Source organism: Paenibacillus tarimensis (assembly GCF_021532315.1).
GTDB lineage: Bacteria > Bacillota > Bacilli > Paenibacillales > Paenibacillaceae > Paenibacillus_I > Paenibacillus_I tarimensis.
Genome location: NZ_JAKGAO010000009.1, coordinates 297,560 through 319,477, shown reverse-complemented (window position 1 = coordinate 319,477; position 21,918 = coordinate 297,560). Strand labels below are relative to the sequence as shown.

Below are 21,918 nucleotides of genomic sequence, written 5' to 3'. Positions count from 1 at the left end.
CTCCTCGGCTTCGATTTCTGGTTATACCCCTACTGACGATTGGTTGAGACAACCGGCAACCGTCCTGATCCGGGACTGCCAGCGGTTTAAGAATTGTTCAACGGTATGCTGGTGATGGCGGTTATTCGAATACCTTACTATCAGCTGCAATCCGCTGGCACGCTCACGAACGATGCAGTCCAGCAGGTACAGCCGGTCCGCCTCCGGTGCAGCGTACATCCCCGCCGTCCAATCTTCCAGCCCAAGCGTATTGAGCTGTGCCTGCTGGAAGTTAAGCCTGACCGCGCACAGTTCATGCACATCTGGCAATTCTCCTTGGTTGGCAAGCAGCTGATAGCTGGTAGCCAGCGGAGAGGACTTTCCGAATCTACCTTTAAAATCCTGAAGCAGCTCCAGCTCATTCCACCCTTCCGACTGCGTGACCGCAATCGGTACATCAGCCGCGAACCAGCCGACAGTGTGGTCAAAGCTGCCCGGGACCGGCAGGTTTCGCTGCTTTAGCCGGTGAGCGATACATACGGTCGTCTCCTTCGTCCAGTCCATAACCGTATCGTAGAGGGCCGCTGCTATTATTGGGAACCAAGATTCCTGAAGAGAAGCTGCAGATATCTGATCATAGGTCAAAAACCTTTCCAGTTCAGCTTCAGATGATGCGGTATTACCCTCGGGACTATCCGGATGGTCTACAGGAATGCTGGACGCGCCTGCAGCGATCATCTCCGTCCAATACGGCCTTGCATCCTGATGAGCTTGGGATTGTGCGTAGGATTCCAGCTTTCCAATATAATCACGGTAGCCATGCTCAGCCGGCTGCTCACCGTCCAGGCGTCCCTCATACCGGTCGAAGAGCTCCTTCCAGATCACTGAAGCCGATACGGCGTCGCACACCAAGTGATGCACCAGCATAATGAACTCGCAACGAAGATCGCCGTTCTCCATGATGATCAGTTCGAGCAGCTTCCCGGCAGCAGGATCAATACTTGGCACAGCTTCCTCAATCTGAGCCTTCCTATAGCTATGCCGCTGCTCTTCATTTAAGCTCTCGGCATTGACGATTCGAACCTTAGGCGTGATGCCTGCCGATGGCTGCTGCCGCCAATGCCCGCCTTCTTGCAAGAACTTGTTCGTCAGCACCGGGTGGGCATCGAGCACCTCCGCAAGCAGCAGATTCCACTGCTGTGCATCCGGCTTTTCCGGCAGCTCTCTGCTTACGGATTGAACCATGACGAACGGCTGCGCCGGATCAGCCAGTCTCAGATAAGCCTCCTGTGCAGGGGCAAGCCCGTAGTCCGCAAAATACCCCAGCCCTTCAGCAAGCTGGATCGTTTCTCTGCTCAGCTTATCCTTGAATTCCAGATGCTTCTTCCACGAGTCGGCCAGCTCGGCTTCAATTCCTGTATGATTCAGGAAATTAGGATCACCTACAGACATCGAACCCTCCCTAAGGCCTGTCAGCATACGGTCACCTTCATAAGGCTTGATCATGGCATCCTCATAATCAACCCCGAGCCAATTGCTTACATCCTTCATAACTCCCTCGGGGTCAGCCACCATCTCTTCATATACGATCCGCTTCGTTCTCTCACCGGGAACCGTATCTAGGAAATCAATGATATTCTGATTGGAAATCCGCCATGCTTCATCCGCAAAGCTCCAGGGGTCCTTCTTGCTGCCCAGCATCTTGTGGAATCTGTTCCGGACCAGCGATTCCGTCACGGACAGCGGATGCCTGTGCAGGTAGATATAGAGCGCATTAGGCGTAATTTGCTCTGCGCGCTGCAGAATATCGAGCTTCTCCGCATACGGCGGCGTCTTGTCTACGACGTAGCGCGAAGGCGTTAATTGCTGCAGGAGCTCATAGACATCCCTGATTGGATATTCAGCGTTGATCATGTTCTGAACTTCTTTCACCGCTTCATCCGGCGTCAGGTTTTTGAGCACCTTAATTGATTCAATGAGTCCATCCTTGAAATGAACCCATTTTCTCCGTTTAAGCGAACGGTCCCATTCCTTCATCGTATCGTAAGGAAGCAGCATGATTTCCGGCGGCGAAAAGATTTCCGAATGCCCCATCAGCATTGTCCGGAGCAGTGTTGATCCTGACCTTGGCGAGCTGAGTACGTAAACAATTCTTTTCTCTGTAGTGTTGAATGATGAGGGAGCGCCTCCTGTCCGTACCGTTGACAGCATGGCTGGCTTGCGCTCCGCTGAAGGAACTGCCGGCTTCGCTTCTGACTTAGCTTTCGGCCCCGGCTTTGCCTCCGCCTTGATTTCCTCGGCCTCACGCTTGGGTGCAGCTGCTGCAAGCAGCCGTTCCTGCAGCCGTTCGGCCCCGCCGAGCTCCTCCTGCAGAAGCAGCGCTATCCGCGAAATTGAAGGATTCATCAAGAGCTCGTTGGCATATATGCGAATGCCGTAGGTTTGATTAATTTTGGAGACCAATTCCATCGACAGGATGGAATCCATCCCGATTTCCGCAAGCTCGGTCTCCTCATCCAGCACAGCCGGATCGATCTTGGTAATGTCCAAAATCCACTGCTTCAAATCGTGTTCAATCTGCTTGACACCGGAGAAGCCTTCTCCTGCCTCTTCTGCTTTCACCGCCTCCACAGCAGCAGGCTGCTTCTGCGGCTCAATTGGTTGAGCTGGCGAATGGCTCCCGGATTGGGACACAGCAGGAGACGGAATGCGCACCCTCGCTCCGGCTGCCCAATGCCGGTCCCTGCTGAAGACATAAGTCGGCAGTGAAATACGCCGCGGCTTTCCGCCCGGATACATTCCTTCCCAGCGGATTTGGACGCCCATTGACCATAGCAGAGCAATTTTACGTATTTCTCCCGCTTGGTAGAACAGATTAATAATATCCTCACTCGTGTTGTCGAATAGGCTCAGCCACCTGCTACGCTCCTCGCCTCCGCTTCGGTCGCCTGCATAAATGCCCCCTTCTGCGGAAGCCTCTCCCGCCAGAAACCGCTGAAGCCGTTCAACCAATTCTGTCCTGTCTGACGCGATTACGGCTGCTCTTACCTCCATGGAGGATCTGCTCACCTGCAGGTTGTAGGCGATTTCCTCCAAGCTTGCGGACTGACCCGCATGCTCCAGATAGTGGAGGAGTTTGCCCGCATACTCGCGCAGACTGTACTCGCTTCTGGCCGAGAAGGTGAAAATCCGGTTCTTCCTTTCCTCCGCAGCGCCGTATGGCCTAGCCGGTTCTTGGAATTCTTCCACGACAATATGCGCGTTCGTACCTCCGAACCCGAAGGAGCTGATGCCTGCGCGGCGCGGCAGCGTCCTGCCATCCCCGCTTTGCAGAGACTTCCATTCTTCGAGCTGGGCGGGAATATAGAATGGGCTGTTCCCCAGCCTCAGCTCGGGATTCAGCTCATTAAGATGAAGATGCGGCGGAATTTTCCTGTTTTTCATCGCCAGCACTGTCTTGATCAGCCCGGCAATTCCGGCCGCTGCTTCCAGATGGCCGATATTCGTTTTAACCGAGCCGATCGCGCATTTAGGCTGATCGCTCCCCACATTGCCGGATTTGGGCGTAAGTGCCCTGAAGGCTTGTTTCAAACCCTCGATCTCAATGGCGTCACCCAGCGGCGTCCCTGTCCCATGAGCTTCAATATACTGCAGAGTCGAAGGGTTTACATTGGCCTTTTCATAGCAATCGATGAGCAGTTCAGCCTGAGCTTCCGGATTGGGTGCCGTTAAGTTCGTCGCCCTGCCGCCGTGATTGATCGCGACTCCTTTTATGACTGCATGGATCGGATCTTTTGCTTCCAGTGCTTGATCCAGCAGCTTCAGCACAATGACGCCGCCGCCTTCACCCCGTACATATCCATTGGCGGAGCGGTCGAATGTCTTGCAACGGCCGTCCACGCTCAGCATGCCCGCCTCACTGAAAGACTGATGCAGAACGGGGCTGAGCATCAAGTTGATTCCCCCGGCGATGGCAAGCTCGCATTCCCCGTTTCGCAGCGATTCGATTGCCCGCGCAATCGCAACAAGCGAGCTGGAGCAGGCCGTGTCGATCGTCTCACTCGGACCGCGCAGATTCAGGAAATAAGAGAGGCGGTTGGCTATGATTGAATGCGCGTTGCCGATCGATGTATATGCCTCTACCTTGCTGCCTGATTGACGCAATAAATCCATATAATCAAAACTGGATGCACCTGCGAAGACACCAACCTTCTTACCGGAAAACTCCGCCGGCGAATAGCCGCTATCCTCAATTGCCTTCCATGCCATCATCATGAACAGCCGCTGCTGCGGGTCCATCTGCTCAGCCTCACGCGGCGTTATATGAAAGAACTGGTGGTCGAAGGCATCCACATCCTGTATAAACCCGCCCCACTTTAAAGCTGTCGGACTATCCGTGCCGCCAAGGCTGTCAAACAGAGCCTTCCAGTCCCACCGCTCCGCCGGAATCTCGCCAATGAGGTCCTTGCCCCCCGCAATATTCTCCCAGAACGCCAGCAGATCGGGGGAATCCGGGAATACACCGTCCATGCCGATAATTGCAATGTCCCGCTGATGCGAAGCCGGATGACTCGGCGCCTCCTGCCAGGTTGAATTCTGATATGAAGCTTCATAGCCCAGAGCTTCCTGCTGCGAAGACGCCTGCCATGCATATGCAGGCGCCGGGTATGCATCATAGGGCTGACCGTAACCCGACTGCTCAGGCGGCAATTCATACGACGACGGTGCCGCGCCCGGGGAGGCAGACGTTACGCTCGGTACGCTCATTACGCTGTCAGTCTCGGACTGATAGCGGTCCTTAAGCGCATCGGGATAATCCTCCAGCAGCTGTTGTGCCAGCTTAAGCATGGACGGGTTAGAGAACAGGATAGCCGGTGACACGTCCAAGTTGAAATTCTCGTTAATCTGGTTTGTAAATTCCATATAAGCGATAGAATCCATGCCGCATTGCTCAAGTGTTGTCTCCGGCATAATGGTCAGATCGACCCGATTGACGAGCTTGGAGGCAATTCGGGCAAGCTCCTCCGCCAGCTGCTTCTCAGATCCGCTGCCGCTGCCGCCGCCTTTAACAACAGCGCCCGCTGCCGGGAGAACGGCTCGCTCATCCCAATAAACATGCTTCATATAGGTATCGATTTTCCTCCGCATCCCTTCAACGACACATACTTGATCAACCGGGCTTCGTAAGCCCTGGATCAACGTCTCTATGCCTGTTTCCTGTGAAATAGGCCGCATGCCAAACTTCTCGACCAGTGCCTGCTCGATCGCCGGATCAACCCGCATGCCCCCGTCTTTCCACAGGGGATAGTTAATGGATAACGCTTTTCCTCTTCGCAGCCCCTGCTGCAGCTGACGGTTTCTCCAAGCACAGAACCGGTCCATAAATCCGTTGGCAAAAGCGTAGTCGCTTTGTCCAGCGTTGCCGATTAAAGCGGAAATGGAGGACAGTGTGACGAAGACATCAAGCTCCTCGCCTTTGGTCGCCCTGTCAAGCAGCAGCGTCCCATACACCTTCGGAGCTGTTACCGCGTCCAAATCCGCCTTCGTCTTGAAAAAGACACTCGAATCCTTCACAATTCCCGCGCAGTGGATAATGCCGTTTACCGTGCCATACCGGGATTTAGCTGCTGCAATGATCTGCTCGACATCCTCCCCGCGGTTCACGTCGCCGGAGACATACACGCAGTCCCCGCCTAATTGCTGAATATGCGACCTGTAACTGTGGAAATCCGGTGCCGTTCTGCGGCCGGCCAGCACAAGACGGGCTCTGTGTGTCTTAGCCAAATACCGTCCGATGGCAAGACCGATTGTTCCCAGCCCGCCGGTTATGACGACGACTCCCTGTTCACGCAGCGGAATTTCGGCCGTCTGCTGCGGCGGTGCATCAGGCAGCCGCCTGAATACCCGGCTATATCTTTGACCGCCCTTGTACATGACCTCATGCTCGTTCATACCGGCCTCGGCCATGATGATCCGGGTCAGCCCTTCGATGCCGGTTCCTCTTGTATATCCGATGACTTGTGTTCTCAGCTTGCTGAATTCATGACCTATTGACTTGGACATGCCAGGCAGCGCTTCATAGACTGGCTCTACCATCTCCTGCCCGCAAGCATAGAGATAAATAAAGTCGATCGTATGACTCAGCCTTGAATGGGCAAGCGACTGGCAGAGGTGAAAATACGAGAGGGGCCCGCTGTCAAGCTGTCTTTGAACACAAGCTGGATCATCCCCGAACGGCTCCTGCGACCAGAGATGAATGATGGTTCTAACCGACGACAGTCCGTCTCCGATGTGCTTCCATAGTGCTGCGTAATCCTCATGATTGACGGGATTCAGCTCATAGCGGCCCGGCGCGACCGGCCTGAACCGCTCACCCCTGGTGACGATGAAAATCTGCGTTGAGCGGTCAAGATTCAGCCTTGCGCATAGCTCCCTGGCGAAGGCAGGTTCATCAGCCAACACAACAACCCCGCCGAGTGCTCCAGATTGCCCCACTCCGGGTTGTACTGTAGAAGGCTCCCAGCTGGCGGTCAAGTAATAAACGGCTTCTTGCTCCGACACCTTCTCGGGCTTGATTTTCCGCGCGACAAAATTGCGAATGATCATTAAGATCTCGCCGCTTTCCGCTGTCACCGTCAGATCGAAACGGGCAAAGCCTTTTTCCTTATCAGACGCACTGCCTTCCGCTGGTTTGGCATATACAATCATTGCTCCCTCAAGCCTATCGAACACCTCCAGCTCGCCGATCGAGAACGGGACATGTATACACTCCTTCTCATCCCTGTAGAAAGCGCTCAGAATATGGAAGGAGCCGTCCAGCAGGGCTGGATGCAGCCGGTAGCCATGACGCTGCGGGCCGCCTTCTGCCCTTATAAACGAAACGGCCTGTTCACCGCTGGTCCTAATCTCGCTCACAACCTGGAAGCTCTCACCCAAATCCAGCCCCAGCTGTTTAAATCCTGCATAAAGCTCTTGCTTTCCGATGCGCGCTGTATAAGCAGCCTTATGTGGAGCAGCCTGCTTCGGAAGCTGCGCCTGCTGTTGTCCCTCATGGACCGTGAACTCCGTCTTAAAATGCAGAACAGTTCCCGCTGCGCTGCTTGTCTGCACCTGGATTACGCCGCTTGTATGATGTACAACGATACGGATTTGAACCGGCGCGTCGTTCACGATCACCGGACTGAACCACTGAATGTTCTTCAGGCGGCAGCGGCGGTCCGGCAACAGGTGATTCAGTGCCTTGACGGCAGCCTCAATGAGCGCAGCGCCTACGAGCACCTTCCTGCCATGCACCTTGTGCTCGGCCAGATAAAATTCCGTTCCCTCCAGCATTGCGGTAAACTCCGCCGTGTCCCCGTTCATCCTCGGTTCGCCCGTTATAAACGGATGCGGATGCTGCTCAACCTTCACAGCAGCCCCCTGCTGCTTCTGGATTTCTGAGAACGAAATCCAATACTCTTTTCCTTCGAACGGATAAGTAGGCAGCGAAACAATCCGATAAGCACCGCCACGGTAATAATGCTTCCAATCGACCGGATGACCGGCTGCCCACGATTTGGCCAGGGTCTCAAGATCCTGCCCGGCAGGCAGCGGCTGATTCTCCAGCTCTTCCGATGCCTTATTCCGCCACATGCCGTTGGCGGCTTCTGCTCCGGCAGCATAGCCGCTCAGTTTTGCTATTAAGTCGGATAGATCCTCGGCGACAATCGCGAGCCGTTCCTCGAACGCCCTTCTGCCCTTGTTCATGGTGTAGCAGATATTTCCGAAGCTGGTCTCCGCCTCGTTCTCCTGACGAATAAGATAGGCGCACAACCGCTCGGCCATCGTCTTCAGCGCCGTTTCCGTTCTGGCGGACAAGACGAGCAGCTGCGGTCCTGTAGTCTGAAGACGGGCCTGCTGCGGCTCCTCATACTCTTCCAGCACCACGTGGGAGTAGCTTCCGCCGAAGCCGAAGGAGCTTACGCCGGCCATCCGCGGGAGATCATGTCTTTTTTCCCAGGCCACCGGCTCCCTGTTGATCACCAGCGGCGAATCTTCAAGCCGGATTAACGGATTCAGCGTTTCAAATTTCGGCATGGCCGGGATGACCTTATTCTTCATCGCGAGAATGACCCGGACAACACCGGCGAGCCCCGCTGCCCCTTCGGTATGTCCAATGCTCGCTTTAACCGAACCGATATAGCATTCCGAGGCTCCCCGGTTCAACTGATCAAAGGCCAATTTGATGCCGTTGATCTCCACTGGGTCTCCCAGCTTCGTTCCGGTACCGTGTGCTTCAATATAGCTGATCCGTTCAGGATCGACGCCTGCTTTGCCCCAGGCTTCACTGATGACGTCCGCTTCTCTTCGCACACTTGGAGCCGTAATAGCTGGAGTATGCCCGCCGTGGTTGATGGCGCTCGCCTTAATGACAGCATGAATGTTGTCCCCGTCCCGCTGCGCTTTCTTCAGCGGCTTGAGGAGCAGCGAAATTATCGCTTCTCCCGGAACGTAGCCGTCTCCCCGCCCGTCGAATGTGTGGCAGCGCCCGCTTTTCGACAGAACCCCCGTACTGCAGAAGTACAAATAATGCCAGGAGCTGAGCAGGAGGTTAACGCCGGAGACAACGGACATCTCGCACTCCCCGTTCTTGAGCGCATTGCACGCCAGGTGCAGCGCTACGAGTGACGACGAGCAGGCCGTGTCCACGGTTAAGCTCGGACCCTTCAAATCAAAATAAAAGGAAGGATAATTGGCCAGCATTGTCGCCGCATTCCCTGTGCCGTCGTATGGCCCGACCCGCTTGCCCGATTTGAGCATCTCGAAGCAGTAATCATGGAAGCAGGCCCCGACATAATACCCCGTATTCGAGCCGCGAATGCTCTCGGCATATCCCGCATCCTCGAACGCGGCATGCGTCACCTCAAGCAGCTTCCGCAGCTGCGGGTCCATAATTTCGGCTTCGGTCGGCGAGACGCCGAAAAACTCCGCATCGAATTTTGCCACAGGATCAATAAAGCTGCCATGCCTGCAATAGAGCTTATCAGGGCGCTGAGGTCTTTCGTCGTACCACGGTTTATAGTCAAAATGACTTTCCGGAATCTCTTTGATCAGGTCGCTCTTATTCATCAAATGCTGCCAGAACTGCTCCAGATCGGCGGACTCCGGAAGCATTCCACTCATTCCGATGATTGCTATATCGTCATTGCCGTCATCCTCGTCATGGTTACCGCTTACCCCGCTGCGCTCCGCCTGCTTCCGCTTGATTATCTCCGCATCTAAGCTGTCTGTGGTGGCGGCATTCTTCCCGGCGGCAGGCTTCTGCTCTGTGCCGCTATTTACGGCCGTACCAAAATAGGCTGCAAATGCCGATGGAAACTGCTCAATAAAGTAACCGGACAGTTCATTAATGTTGGAATATTCAAAAAATAATGTCGGATAAAGCTCGATTTTAATTTCATCCTCAATCTGTTTCGCCAGCTGAAGCAGCTGCACGGAATCAAGTCCGATTTCCATAAAGTTCTTTTTCGAATGCTCGGTAATGTCTTCCCTGCCGGATACCTTGTTTAGCATGCCGACAATATAACCCTTGATGGTCTTCTCCAGCGCCTGCGGGTCCTGCTGCAGGCGGTCCGGCTGGCTCGTCTGCGCCTTGGCTGCTGCAAAATGCTTCCCGGCAAATCCGTCGATTCTGACGGCGAGCTCTCCCTCACTGTTGTAGAGGTCCATCTGCAGCTCAAGCAAGTCATTCTTGACCTTCACCAATCGAACATGGCTATAGGCGCGGAGCGATAACGGGCCGTACATCTGGACCGATTTGACCGAGATCGGTATGTAGGGTTTGCGCTCCGAAGGGCTCAGCAGATGAATTCCGCTCAGCACTGCCGCTTCGATCAAAGCCGGGTGAACCGGCCAGGAGGCCATAACGTCCGCGTCTTGCTGATCGTTCATGTCACCCGGTTTAACGGTAAGCTCGCCCAGGCATTCGCGCTCGGTAATCATATACAGCCGATCCAGTGTTTTTAGTGAAGGCCCGTGCCAAATGCCAAGCTGGTCATCCCAGCTGTAAATGGAATCAGCCGTTAAAACATCCGCCGCCCTCTGCTTCAGCTCCCCGACAGGCAGCAATTGCCTGCCCGCTTCTTCTGAAACGGTGAACCCGGCGGCGGCAATTTCCTGCCGCACGCCGTTCACAACGCTGTGAATGGACACTTCTTTGGAAGCTTCATCAATCTCGGTATAAATCCGTGCTGCACCCTCCGGATTGAGAACGATAGGACTTTTGAAGATGACGTTTTTAAGTTGAAGAGCCCCACGCCAAGGCAGCCTGCCTTCCAGTGCCTTTAGCGCCAGTCCCGCATAGGTCACTCCGAGCAGTATACGGTCGCCATGAACAACGTGATCCCTGACATAGGCATCGTTATAATGAAAATCGACTTCAGCCCGTTCGTCATTGGCTGCTGGCGATGAGGCAGCCGGTACTGCCGCATCGTCAAGGTCCTGCAGCAGCAGTGCCGCGTATTCCGGGTTCAGCTCGCCGGCCTGCAGACGCTTGAGCACATCTTCTATTTTCATGGGCCTCCCCTTTCTTAATTCCTGACTTTACTCCGCTGCTGGCGAATGAGTTGGGCAGCAGCCTCTGGCGTAATACTGCCGCTCCTGACCTGCTGCAGCACATCCATATAGCTGCTGTCTACCGCTGGGCCTGTCGTTGTCACAGGCACGGTCTCCGGTTCGGCCTCTCTGCCAAGCCAGTACCGATTCCTTCTCCAGACCCGCTTCGGAAGCGGCTCTCTTACAGGGCTATAGTTCGGAACATTCGCTGCATCGAAATTTTCCATAATCAGATGGCAATTCGTCCCGCCGAATCCAAACGCTGACATGGCCGCATAAATCGCCCCCTGCTCCGCAGACAGATCCTCTACCCCAAGCGACGGGTAGAACGGTGTTTCGGAGAATTTAAACCTTGGATGCGGCTGACTGCAGTTTAAAGTAGGTACGATTTGCTTATGGTACAGGGAGAGAGCAAGCTTCATAAATCCGGCGATACCGCTAGCCTGAAGCAGGTGGCCCATATTCGATTTGACCGAACCGACAGCACAGTAGCTGACCCGGTCGGTAAATTGACGATATGCCTCGCTGGCCGCCTTGATCTCAATCGGATCGCCTAGCAGCGTACCGGTTCCATGCGCTTCAAAGCAGCGTATTTTCTCAACATCGACGCCGCTATTGGCAATCGCCTGCGTAATGACTTCTCTCTGCCCTTCCTTGCTTGGAACCGTGAGGCCCATCGTCTTCCCGTCGTTATTGACCGCAGAACCCGAGATGACCGCCCAAATCCGGTCACCGTCACGGACGGCAGCATCATAGTCCTTCAGCAGAACAAGGCCGGCTCCTTCTCCCAGCACCGTTCCCTTGGCCTGTTCGTCGAAAACCCGTACCTTTCCGTCGGCAGCAAGAATTCCTGCTTGATTGAAGCCGGCGATTTCGAACGGATCAATGAGCAGCTTTACCCCTCCTGCGACGGCCATCTTGCATTTTCCCAGCCTGATCTCGTCGCAGGCTTTGTGAATCGCGACAAGGGCGGACGAGCATGCGGTATCTACAATTCCCGCTTCGCCTTTCAAGTTATAGTAGTCCGATACACGTGCGGCAATCATATTCGGGATCATATTGACCAGCACATGATCATAATGCTCGACCGGAATGTGATGCTTATGCAGCTTGACATAAGAGGAGTCGCCTGCACCGATGAGGACGTTGACATGCTGACCTGACAAGCTCTCCTTGCTGTAGCCTGCATGGTCAAACAGCTCCTGGGCCAGCTCCAGCAGGAGCCTGTGCTGCGGGTCCAGAATCGCCGCGTCTTTATCGTTAACGTTGAAATAACGGGCATCGAAGGCGTCGATATGGTTCAGGAAGCCTCCCCATTTCAGCTGAGCATGGCTTTCTGCCAGCTTGTTATCCGGATTAGCGTAGTTCAAGCCGTTCCACCGGTCCGAATCGACGGTTCGCAGCAGCTCTCGGCCATGGATCAAGTTCGACCAAAATTCTTCCGGTGAATCCGCGCCTGGGAACCTGCAGCTTATGCCGATAACAGCAATGCGGGGGACCCCGCCAGCCCTGCCTAAGCCTGCCTGCACTGCCGGTTCATTCACGATAGCAGGCGTCTCCTGTTGCTGTGCCTGGCGGGTATCAGCCGCCGGCTCATGTTCACCCGTATTAATGCCCAAGCTGATCAAATACGCGGAGAGCCTGCGGATACTCGGATAGTTCATAATCGCATCCGGGTCAACGGTTTTGCCGAATGTCTCCTCGATCCGCTTAAGCAGCTTCATCATAAAGATGGAATTCATGCCGATTTCCTCGAAGTGACCGCTGCTGTCTATATCACGCTCTGCAATGTCAAACAGCTCCGAACAGATAGCAGTAAGCCGTCGAATCACTGTTTCTTGTTTGCCGGCTGAAGCAGCAGCAGGTACTTCAGCCTGCACTGCTGCCTGCACTGCTGCTGGTATTGCTTCGAGGCTCGAAGCCGTCCTGCCAGGAACGCTGCCGGCTGAGCCTTCTTCGGTAAATTTGGCTTCAATTTTCGTGCGGTCCCCGCACACAACGACCAGCTCGTGCTTCCCGCTGGACAAGGAGGACTGCAGCAGCCGCCATCCCGCTTCCGCTTCCAGAGGCTCCATGCCATATTGGTCGCGCATATAATCCTGCCCCTGTCGATCGATAGCCATGCCGCCGTCCTTCCAGTAAGGCCAGCACAGCGCAATAGCGGCTCCCGAACATTCCCCTCTCTTACGTCGCTCCTCCCGGAGCTTGGCAAAGTGATTAAGGAAGCTGTTCGCGTAGGCATAATCGCCGATATACATCGTTCCAAGCTCGCTGGAAATCGATGAGAACAGGGCGATAAAATCAAGGCTCTCCCCGCTCAACGCCTGATCCAGATGAATGACGCCCGACAGCTTTGGCTTTAACGTTGCTGCAAATTCCGCGGCGCTCTTCTTCCTGAGCAAGCTGCTGGCAACAACACCTGCGCAGTGAAACACACCGTCAATCTTCCCGTACACATCCATTACCTGTCGGATCATTCTTCTAGTATCGTCACCGCTTGCAAGATCGACCGGATAATATTTGACACTGGCGCCTGCCTGCTCCAGCTCAGCCAGGAACCGCCCGTCTTCCTTCCGTAGATGCGATCTTCCGCATATCGCCAGCTTAGCCTTATATTCGCTGGCCATACGCCGGGCGATTATCCTGCCGATACTGCCCATGCCCCCTGTAATTACATATACGCCGCCTGGCTTCAGAACAGGACCCGTCTTCTCGATCGGGGCGTTCCATGCCTTCAAGCGTTTGACATACCGCCTGTCATGGCTGTATCTGACCTCAACCTCAGGGGAACTACGCAGCTCACGAAGAATAATATGCTCGAGCTGAACGGCTGCCGCTCCGGATGCGGCGCTGGAATCCGCAGGCAACCCCCGCTCATCGATCCAGCCGCGATCCACCATGACTGTTCGCAGCGATAGCTTTGGACTTTCGGTTCTTAATGTCCGGGCGAAGCCGGATAATGCAGCTTGCGCAGCCGAATCGGCATTATACCGGTTCTCAAATACATGCAGGATGCTGATCTCCCGTTCGCCCGCAAGCTCCTGCTGGGCCTGAACCAGGCTCAAATAGAATAGGCTGTGTGCCTCAGGTCCTGCTGTTCCCCCCTGGAAGCTGCGCAGGTTCACAACCGTATCGGGCACAATGCCATCTTTCGCCAAGGTGCTGATGAACGCATGCATGTTACCAGGATCGAAAATATAGCGGCGGGCGTCGATCTTAATGAGCGCCACTCCTTGAATGCCGAGTATAAACTCGCTCTCCCCTTCCGCTAATAGACGGTTAAACATCTGCTCATCTTTATCCAATACAAGAATGATTCTTCTCTGTTTGGCGCTTATAGGCTGGCGCGCCTCTTCGATATCCTCTTGCCACACCTCTTCGAACAGATGATGCTCCTGAAGCTCCGGCTCGTTCAATCCGGGCTTGCCCGGCTCCGATTCTGCTTGAATGGCTGGTAAGTTGCCGTCTGGCCGAGACGACGCTGCCGATAAGCTGCCTTCAAACCAATACTTTCTCCGCAAGAAAACGGATGTCGGCAGCGGAATTCTTACCGGCTTATCCGGCGTATACAGCTGTCCCCATTCTATTTCCGCGCCCTGAATCCACAGCGATGCAATCTGGTCCATCCGCAGTGATCGAACCGGTTCTGCGGCCAGCAGTTCGTCAGTTTCCGCATCATTGGCAGCTACGACCCCTGAGAATACGTCTAGCGCGTGCTCGTTCCTTAGATAACGGCTCAGCTTATCAAGCAGCTCATCCAGGCTGCTGACCACAAATGCAGCCCTGCATTTCATCGCTTTCCGTCCCGTCTGCAGCGAATAAGCGATATTCCGCAGGCTAAAGAGCGCAGCGCGCTCATGATCCGTATCCTTCTGCAGCGATTCCACATAAACAGCAAATTTCGCCAGATAGGCCTCTAGCCGATCCATCGTTTTGGCAGAGAAGACGACCAATGATTCCTCCCGCCCGCTGCCATGCTGCTTATAGCTGCTTACCGGCCACTCTTCGACAACCAGATGGGCGTTCGTACCGCTAAATCCGAAGGAGCTGATGGCAGCGCGTCTGTGGTTATGCCCTGTCGGCTCCCACGGACTGAGCTTCGTATTAACGTAGAAGGGGCTGTCCTCCACATCGATGTTTTCGTTGATTTGATTAAAATGGATTGACGGCGGCAGCATCCGATGCCTCATCGCGAGCAATACCTTAATCAGGCTGGCTACTCCGGCTGCCGCGGATAAATGTCCGATATTCGTTTTGACAGAGCCTATTCCGCAGTACTGCTTCTTATTGGTATACGTCCTGAACGCATTGGTCAGCGCTTCGAATTCGATCGGGTCTCCCAGCTTCGTACCTGTACCGTGCGCCTCAACATAGCTGATCGTCTCCGGATGTATCCCCGATTTCTCGTATACCTCCAGCTCCAGACTCGTCTGGGCCAGCCCGCTCGGCGCGGTTATTCCGTTCGTTCTGCCATCCTGATTAATACCAATCCCCTTAATAACGCCATAGATGAAATCACCGTCCACGACCGCTTTATCCAGCGACTTCAGCACGACTACACCGGCGCCTTCTCCGAGTACAAAGCCGTTAGCGCTCTGATCGAAGGTTTTGCACAAGCCATCCGGCGAGAACATACCCGCATTGCTGGATAAAATATAGTAGTTAGGCGTTGTGGACACATACGAGCCGCCCGCGATCGCCACGTCGCTTTCACCGGATATAATGCTCTGGCAGGCAAGATGAATGGCCACCAGGGAAGAGGAGCAGGCGGTATTAACGGTCACGCATGGCCCGTGCAAATCGAGCAGGTACGAGATCCGTGAAGCCAAAATAGCGGAGTCATTCCCCCAGAAGGCCTGCGGCTCCAGTTTAACCCCCAGCATCTGCAGTCTACGGAGGTAGTCTCCCTCCATAATTCCCGCGAAAACGCCGTACTTTTGCTTCTTCAGCTGGGCACCGAGCTGTCCGGCGTCCTCCAGCGCTTTCCAGCACTCTTCGAGGAAGATCCGCTGCTGCGGGTCTGTGTAGATGGCTTCTGTACCCGACAGATTGAAGAAGAGCGGGTCGAACTCTCCGGCATCGGTTAACCAGCCGCACCATTTGCTGTTCGTCTTCTCATAATTTCCGATATTAGGATCATAGAATTCATCTGTATCCCAGCGTTCCTTCGGGATTTCTCTGATAGAGCTTCTGCCCTCGCATAATCCCTGCCAATAATGGTTCACGTCTTCGTAGTCAGCGAATCTGCCTGAGATACCGATGATGGCGATGCCCTTCTCGGCTTCCCTGGCCGGAGCTTCAGCTTGCATAGCCTCTCCCGCTTTCTCAAAGTCTGCAGCTGCTGTCAGGTCTTCCTCTGACTCGTCCGCTGCCGGAAAAAGCTCCTCCTGATGCTTCGTTAACAAATGGTTCAGCAGAGACGCGCCGTCGTTGTAATCGAATAAAACCGTATTCTTCAGCTTAATCTTCAGCTTGCTGTTAAGATCGGCGACAATTTCCACAGCGACAATTGAGTCCACACCCAGCTCGGCGAACGGCTTCTCCATATCCAGCAGCTCCGGCTTAATGCCCAAGCAGCCGGCGATTGAAGCGCGAACCTGCATGATGACAGCGTTCCTCCTTGCCGAACCTGCTCCTGCCTCCTTCTTCTGCGCAGCCGGCGCTTCCTTCCGCTCATCTGCTTTTGCTCTTGAAGGGGAGCCCTGCCTGTTGTCCGCAAGCTTCATATAACCATCGCTCTCCGCCATAATGACGTGCTGCGACCAAAGCGCAGGATCATCCTGCGGCAGTCCGTGGAACTGAATGTGCCTGAAGCCTTCCTGCTTCAGAAGCCGGTTCCAGCTGCGCTCATTCAGAATCGGGCTGCCTGTCTCGCGGTAGACACCATCCTCGTATTTCCACCAGCCGTCCAATAGACCAAAGGTAATCGTGAGATAATCCTGTTTGCGCGTCATTTCGTTCACGATCAAGAGACCGTTACGCTTCAACAGACGCTTCACGTTCTCGAGCACGGCGGACATATTAGCCGTCGCATGAAGCACATTGGTCGCGATTACAAGATCATAGCTCCCTGCAGCAAGCCCTTGCGCGGCGATGTCCTTCTCAATATCAAGCAGCGCAAAGTCCACAAAAGGATAATCCGTACCCAATTTACGGCGTCCGTAATTTAGGAATGAATGGGAAATATCCGTATACGTATATGAAATATTGGCGAAACCGGAGATCGCCCGGCAGACCGCCTCGGCCGTTGACCCCGTACCTGCGCCAATCTCGATGATTCTGATTGTGCGACCCGGATGAAGCGCACGCCATTTGCTCAGCGCAGACTGTACTGCACCCGCCGCGATGCCTATACAGTAATCCGATAGCGGGTTGTTTCTATAGACTGCTTCCACCAGCTGCATGGAGGATTGCGGGAACATCACATCAGTCGCCTCAAGCCTGCCGGTCAGAATATCTTCATAATGCTCAAGACAAGCATGCAGCAAGTCAGCAAAGCCCTTGATCTCGGGGGCTGCCACTGCTGTTCGCCTTCCCCCGCTTAAGCCGTCTACTGCCGTATCGAAGTGTGAAAGCTCCTGCAGAAGGCGGCTGAATTTAGGCTTGAAAGCGGCCCCGCTGCGTTGGACCAGCCCGGCAAGCTTATGTTTGGCTTCATTTTGCAGCAGCCTAAGCTGGTCCAGGAAGGAAACAATGGCCGCCGGATTGGGCGCTTCGCTCGGCAAATTCCAGGCTAACTGGTTTAACACTGCATCTGTTTCTTCAGGACTTCCTGTCATCGTCCAGCCGCGGTTAACCGGCAAATGCTCATATACTGCCTGCTCTGCCTTCATGACGACCAGCTGATTGAGCGGGCTGGCAAGGAGAAAATCGATCATCTCCATCCCTTCGGCCGGCTCGATCGAGTGATAGCCCTGCAGCTGCATCATCCGCTGATAGGCTTCACCGGATACGACGCCTACGCTGCCCCAGTAGCCCCAGTTGATAACCTTGACCGGGAACAGGCTCTGATCCTGCAGGTACTGGCAGAACGCATCCTCAAACGAACTCGCCGCTGCATAATTGCTCTGACCCGGATTGCCGACGAAGGTCTGACAGGAGGAGAAGAACAGCATGAAATCCAGGGGCTCCGACTTGAACGCAGCATAAAGATTCCGCACACCGGTCACCTTCGGGTCCAGCACGGCCTGCAGCATATCTTCTGTCATGCGGCGGATTTCCGTATCCTTTAGCACCAAGGCAGAATGGAAAACACCATGAACCGCCCCGTAAGCCTGCTTCACCCGGCGCACGGCCGATTCAAGCAAGCCTGCATCCGTAATATCTGCCTGCAGGTATAGATATTGACCGCCAAGCTGCGTAATTGCTTCCAAATCCCCGGTAATCCTTGCGTCTAGCGCGCTCCTGCCAATAATCGCCAGGCGGGCCTGCACACTGCGGGCCAAATGCTTGCACAGCTCTAAGCCAATGCCGCCTGCTCCTCCGACGATAACGTACACACCCTGCTTGCGGTAAGGACTTATCTTCTCCGCAGGCAGATTGGCAGGCAGCAGCTGCTGTTCATACAGCTGTCCGTTCTTCAGAACGTATTCGCCGCATGGCGAAAGGTCAGAGACAGCAATTTCCAGCTCCTTGTACAGCCCCTCACTCTTCGCTCCGCTTCCGCCTTCAAGGTCAATATCGAATAAGCGGATTTTCCATTCGGGATACTCTTTGCGCAGCGATTTTACAAATCCGTGAATCAGCGCCGGGTAAGGATGAACCGCTTTGGTGACCGCTGTGGAATAGACATTATTTGTTAGAACGGTCAGTTGGACGAGTTCATCTCTCCACACGGAATCCATCCATTTCGTAAGGCGGTACAGCGTACCGATGGCAGCTGATTCCGCTGCTTTCCCCTCCTGCGGAGATTCCCAGATGATGCCCTGTTGCTTGATCTCGGGGATCAGGTAAATGCGTTCGACCCCTGTATACCGCTGCAGCGAAGCGGCGCTTAGTTCGTCCTCATATAGAATGCCGACTTCATCTTCCCGGTGTAACATGTGAACAACACTCGATAGACCTTCGTCTTTACGTGCCGCCACAATTAATACCCGCCCGCCCCCGGGACTTATACGGAGGGACGGCTCAGAGACCATCTTACTCTTTTGCCTCCACACAGGATAGAACAGGTCCAAGGCGCCGCTCGTTTTGGCCGGTTTGATGACGACCTCCAGCAGCGCTGCACACAGCCTGCCGTCAAGATCGTAAATCCCGATATCGTACGAATAGGTCCCTGTACGGCTAACTGCTGCGCGGTGGCGTTCCTTAAACGGCAGGATTAGATGTACAGACCCGATAGTGAACGGCAGCTGCATCCCGGGCTTATCTAATTCGTATACCAGCAGACACTGCAGCGCCCCATCAACCACGGCGGTTATATGCGCGCTCCGGTCAGCGTCAGCCGCTGACATGGCAGATACATTCAGAACAGCACGGACCTCTTCTCCGCTCCACTCCACTTCCTCCACAACCTGCAGTGTACGGCCATATCGCGCTCCCTTCCCCGCCAGCTTCCGGTAAAATTCTTCTCCATTCATCCGCTCCGTGCCGCTGCTGTACAGGGGCTGGAACTGCAGTAGCGGTGCGCCGCCTGCTGCGAGCTGCGCCCGGCATTTGGCATACACAGACTCTGGCTTAATCCCGCTGCCGCCAAGCTTTAACGCGTAGCCATCACTTTCAGGCTTTAGCTCAATCTGCAGTTCTGCCCGGCTGTCATTGACGATTACAGGACGCAGCAAGCACAGGTCCTCAATCGTCACAGAAGCGCCTCCCAGCGCTTGATCAAGAGCATCGTGGACATACGCCAGCTGCGCGGCTCCCGGCAGGAGGTAGTTCCCCAGAATATAATGGTCCGAAAGGACAGGATGCTCGCGCTCTACCGTTCGGGAATAGATCGTTTCCTTTCGTTCAGGCGCAGCGGCCGGACGGGAAATCCAATAGTCCTCGCCCCCGAACGGGTAAGCAGGCAGCGAAATAAGCAGGCTGTCATCCGGGCGGCCCAGCTGCTTCCAATCAATATTACCGCCCTTCTCATAAAGCTCCTTCACGGTGTGAAGCCGCTTGTAGTCGTTCATGAGCGTATAATCCAAGCCTGCTGCCGGGGTTTGCACCGCTCCGCCCGCCGCCATCGCTTCAAGCTGTTCGGCGAGCTCCGCTGTATGCTTGACGATAAAAGCGGTTCTGACTTGAAAATGATCCCTGCCCTCCTGCAGTGTCCGTGCCAAGTCCCGCAGCCTGATCGTTCCATCTGTGGCCAGCGCCTCACGCAGCTGCCTGAGCTTTTTCTGCAGCACGGACTGGGAACGTGCCGAGACCGGTATAAGATGGTACGTGTCCTCCTGTTGAGACGGCTTTGGCCACGTCACCCCTTCCTCCAGAACAACATGGCAGTTCGTTCCGCTGAATCCGAATGAGCTGACGCCAGCCTTGCCCGCCGAGCCGCCGTGTAACGGCCATTCGACGACCCCAGTATTAATCTTGAACGGGCTGTTCACAAAGTCGATATGTTCATTCGGTACATGATAGTTAATCGTCGGCGGAATCCGCTTATTTTTAATCGCCAGTACGGCTTTCATCAGACCTGCCAAGCCTGCGGCGTTAATCGTATGGCCGATATTCGGCTTATGGGACCCGATCCAGCAGAACTGCTTCTTGTCCGTATGTTTGCGGAACGCATTCGTCAGCGCCTTGATCTCAATCGGGTCGCCCAGCTTGGTCCCCGTGCCGTGGACCTCAAGATAGGCAATAGATTCCGGGTCGACACCGGCCTGCTCCCATGCCTTAAGGACAAGACGCTCCTGCGCCTTGGCACTTGGCGCCGTAACCCCGTTGGTCTTGCCATCCTGATTGACGGTGCTTCCGCTGATTACCGCCTGAATGTTATCCCGATCCTCAATCGCCCTGCTGAGCGGTTTTAACAGCACTGCCCCTACACCCTCGCCAACCGCAATACCGTTGGCACTGTTATCAAAGGTCTTGCAGCCGCCGTCCGGAGACAGCATGCCGGTCTTTGAGGCCTGGACCAGAAAATCGGGAGTAGGCATAACGAAAACACCGCCTGCAATCGCCATATCGCATTCACCCTTACGCAGGCTATCACATGCCAGATGCAGCGCAACGAGCGCCGACGAGCATGCGGTATCTACTGTCAAGCTTGGGCCGTGAATATTAAGGAAATATGAAATTCTTCCCGCCATAATGCCCATATCGCTTCCCAAAAACATTTGGGATTCAATTCCGTTATGATGGAAGACATCCTTGTTGATATAGTCGGAGCCCCGGGCGCCGATGAACACGCCTACCTGCTCATTCTGAATTTTCTCTCTCGGGTACCCGGCATCTTCCAGTGCCTTGTACACTTCCTCAAGGAGGAGCCTCTGCTGCGGATCGGTCCGCTCCGCCTCACGAGGTGAAATATTAAAAAATTCGGCGTCGAACCGGGCAATATTCGGAAGAATTCCTCCCCACTTGCTGATGCTCTTATTCCGGTCTTGGCTGTTCGTGGAATAATAGCGCCTCTCCTCCCAGCCGTTACGCCGGATCTCGCTGATAGCGTTATTGCCTTTCAGCAGATTGTCCCAGTATTCGTTTATGTTGTCTGCACCCGCAAATTTGCCCGACATGCCGATAATCGCAATTTTCTCCCCCTGCCGGGTGAACAGATCATTCACAGAGGTTCTGCTTTCTGCTGTCTGCTGCTTCTCATTCTGAATGGTCCCCGGAGACGCATCTGCTTCTGGGGTTGTTAGCTCCTGACCGGCAGAGACGTTGCGGTATTCCCCGCTAATATAGCGGGTTAGCTCCTCAATTGACGGGTTATCGAAGACCGTCTCGACCCCGAGCTGCAGCCCGAAGCGGCTGTTCAGCGCCTCCGTCAAGGAAACAATCGAAACAGAGTCCAACCCCAGCGTAAAGAAGCTGCTCCCCAAATCCAGCTCTGTACCGGGTTGAAGCAGCCCCTTCAATGTTTCCACGATTCCTCTCTTAAGTTGTTCATACCGCTTCTCCTGGTCAGCGCCCGGTGCTTGCGCTCCCCCATTCACAGCACTTTGCTGCCGGGGATGCGGTATTCCATCCATTGCTGCGATATAACCGGCTAATTCGTCAGGCGTTGCGTAATCGTACAAAATTTCAACACCAATCGAGGTTCCGGTTTCTTGGCTGAGCTGCTCGGCTAATTGCACAATAGTAATTGAATTCAGCCCCAGCTTGATGAAGCTGTCCTGCTTATTGTCTTTGGTAATGGGCACTTGAAGCAATACGTTCAGAATTGTTATGATCTTTTCCCTGATTTGTTCCTTCATC

2 protein-coding genes are annotated in these 21,918 nt (G+C 54.6%); both read right to left on the bottom strand.

Annotation, left to right across the window (positions count from 1 at the left end; all coding sequences use genetic code 11):
• Positions 1-21: 21 nt before the first annotated feature.
• Positions 22-10,533, bottom strand: a complete 10,512-nt coding sequence (locus L1N82_RS10190; protein WP_235287262.1) for an SDR family NAD(P)-dependent oxidoreductase — start codon at positions 10,531-10,533, stop codon at positions 22-24.
• 14 nt (positions 10,534-10,547) lie between these two features.
• Complete coding sequence (locus L1N82_RS10185) at positions 10,548-21,917, bottom strand: SDR family NAD(P)-dependent oxidoreductase (RefSeq protein ID WP_235287368.1); 11,370 nt, start codon at positions 21,915-21,917, stop codon at positions 10,548-10,550.
• Between the last annotated feature and the right edge of the window lies 1 nt (position 21,918).

Bases quoted from the DNA above. Each gene is read 5' to 3' on its own strand.
- L1N82_RS10190 (WP_235287262.1), bottom strand. From the start codon at position 10,533: ATGAAAATAGAAGATGTGCTCAAGCGTCTGCAGGCCGGCGAGCTGAAC.
- L1N82_RS10185 (WP_235287368.1), bottom strand. From the start codon at position 21,917: ATGAAGGAACAAATCAGGGAAAAGATCATAACAATTCTGAACGTATTG.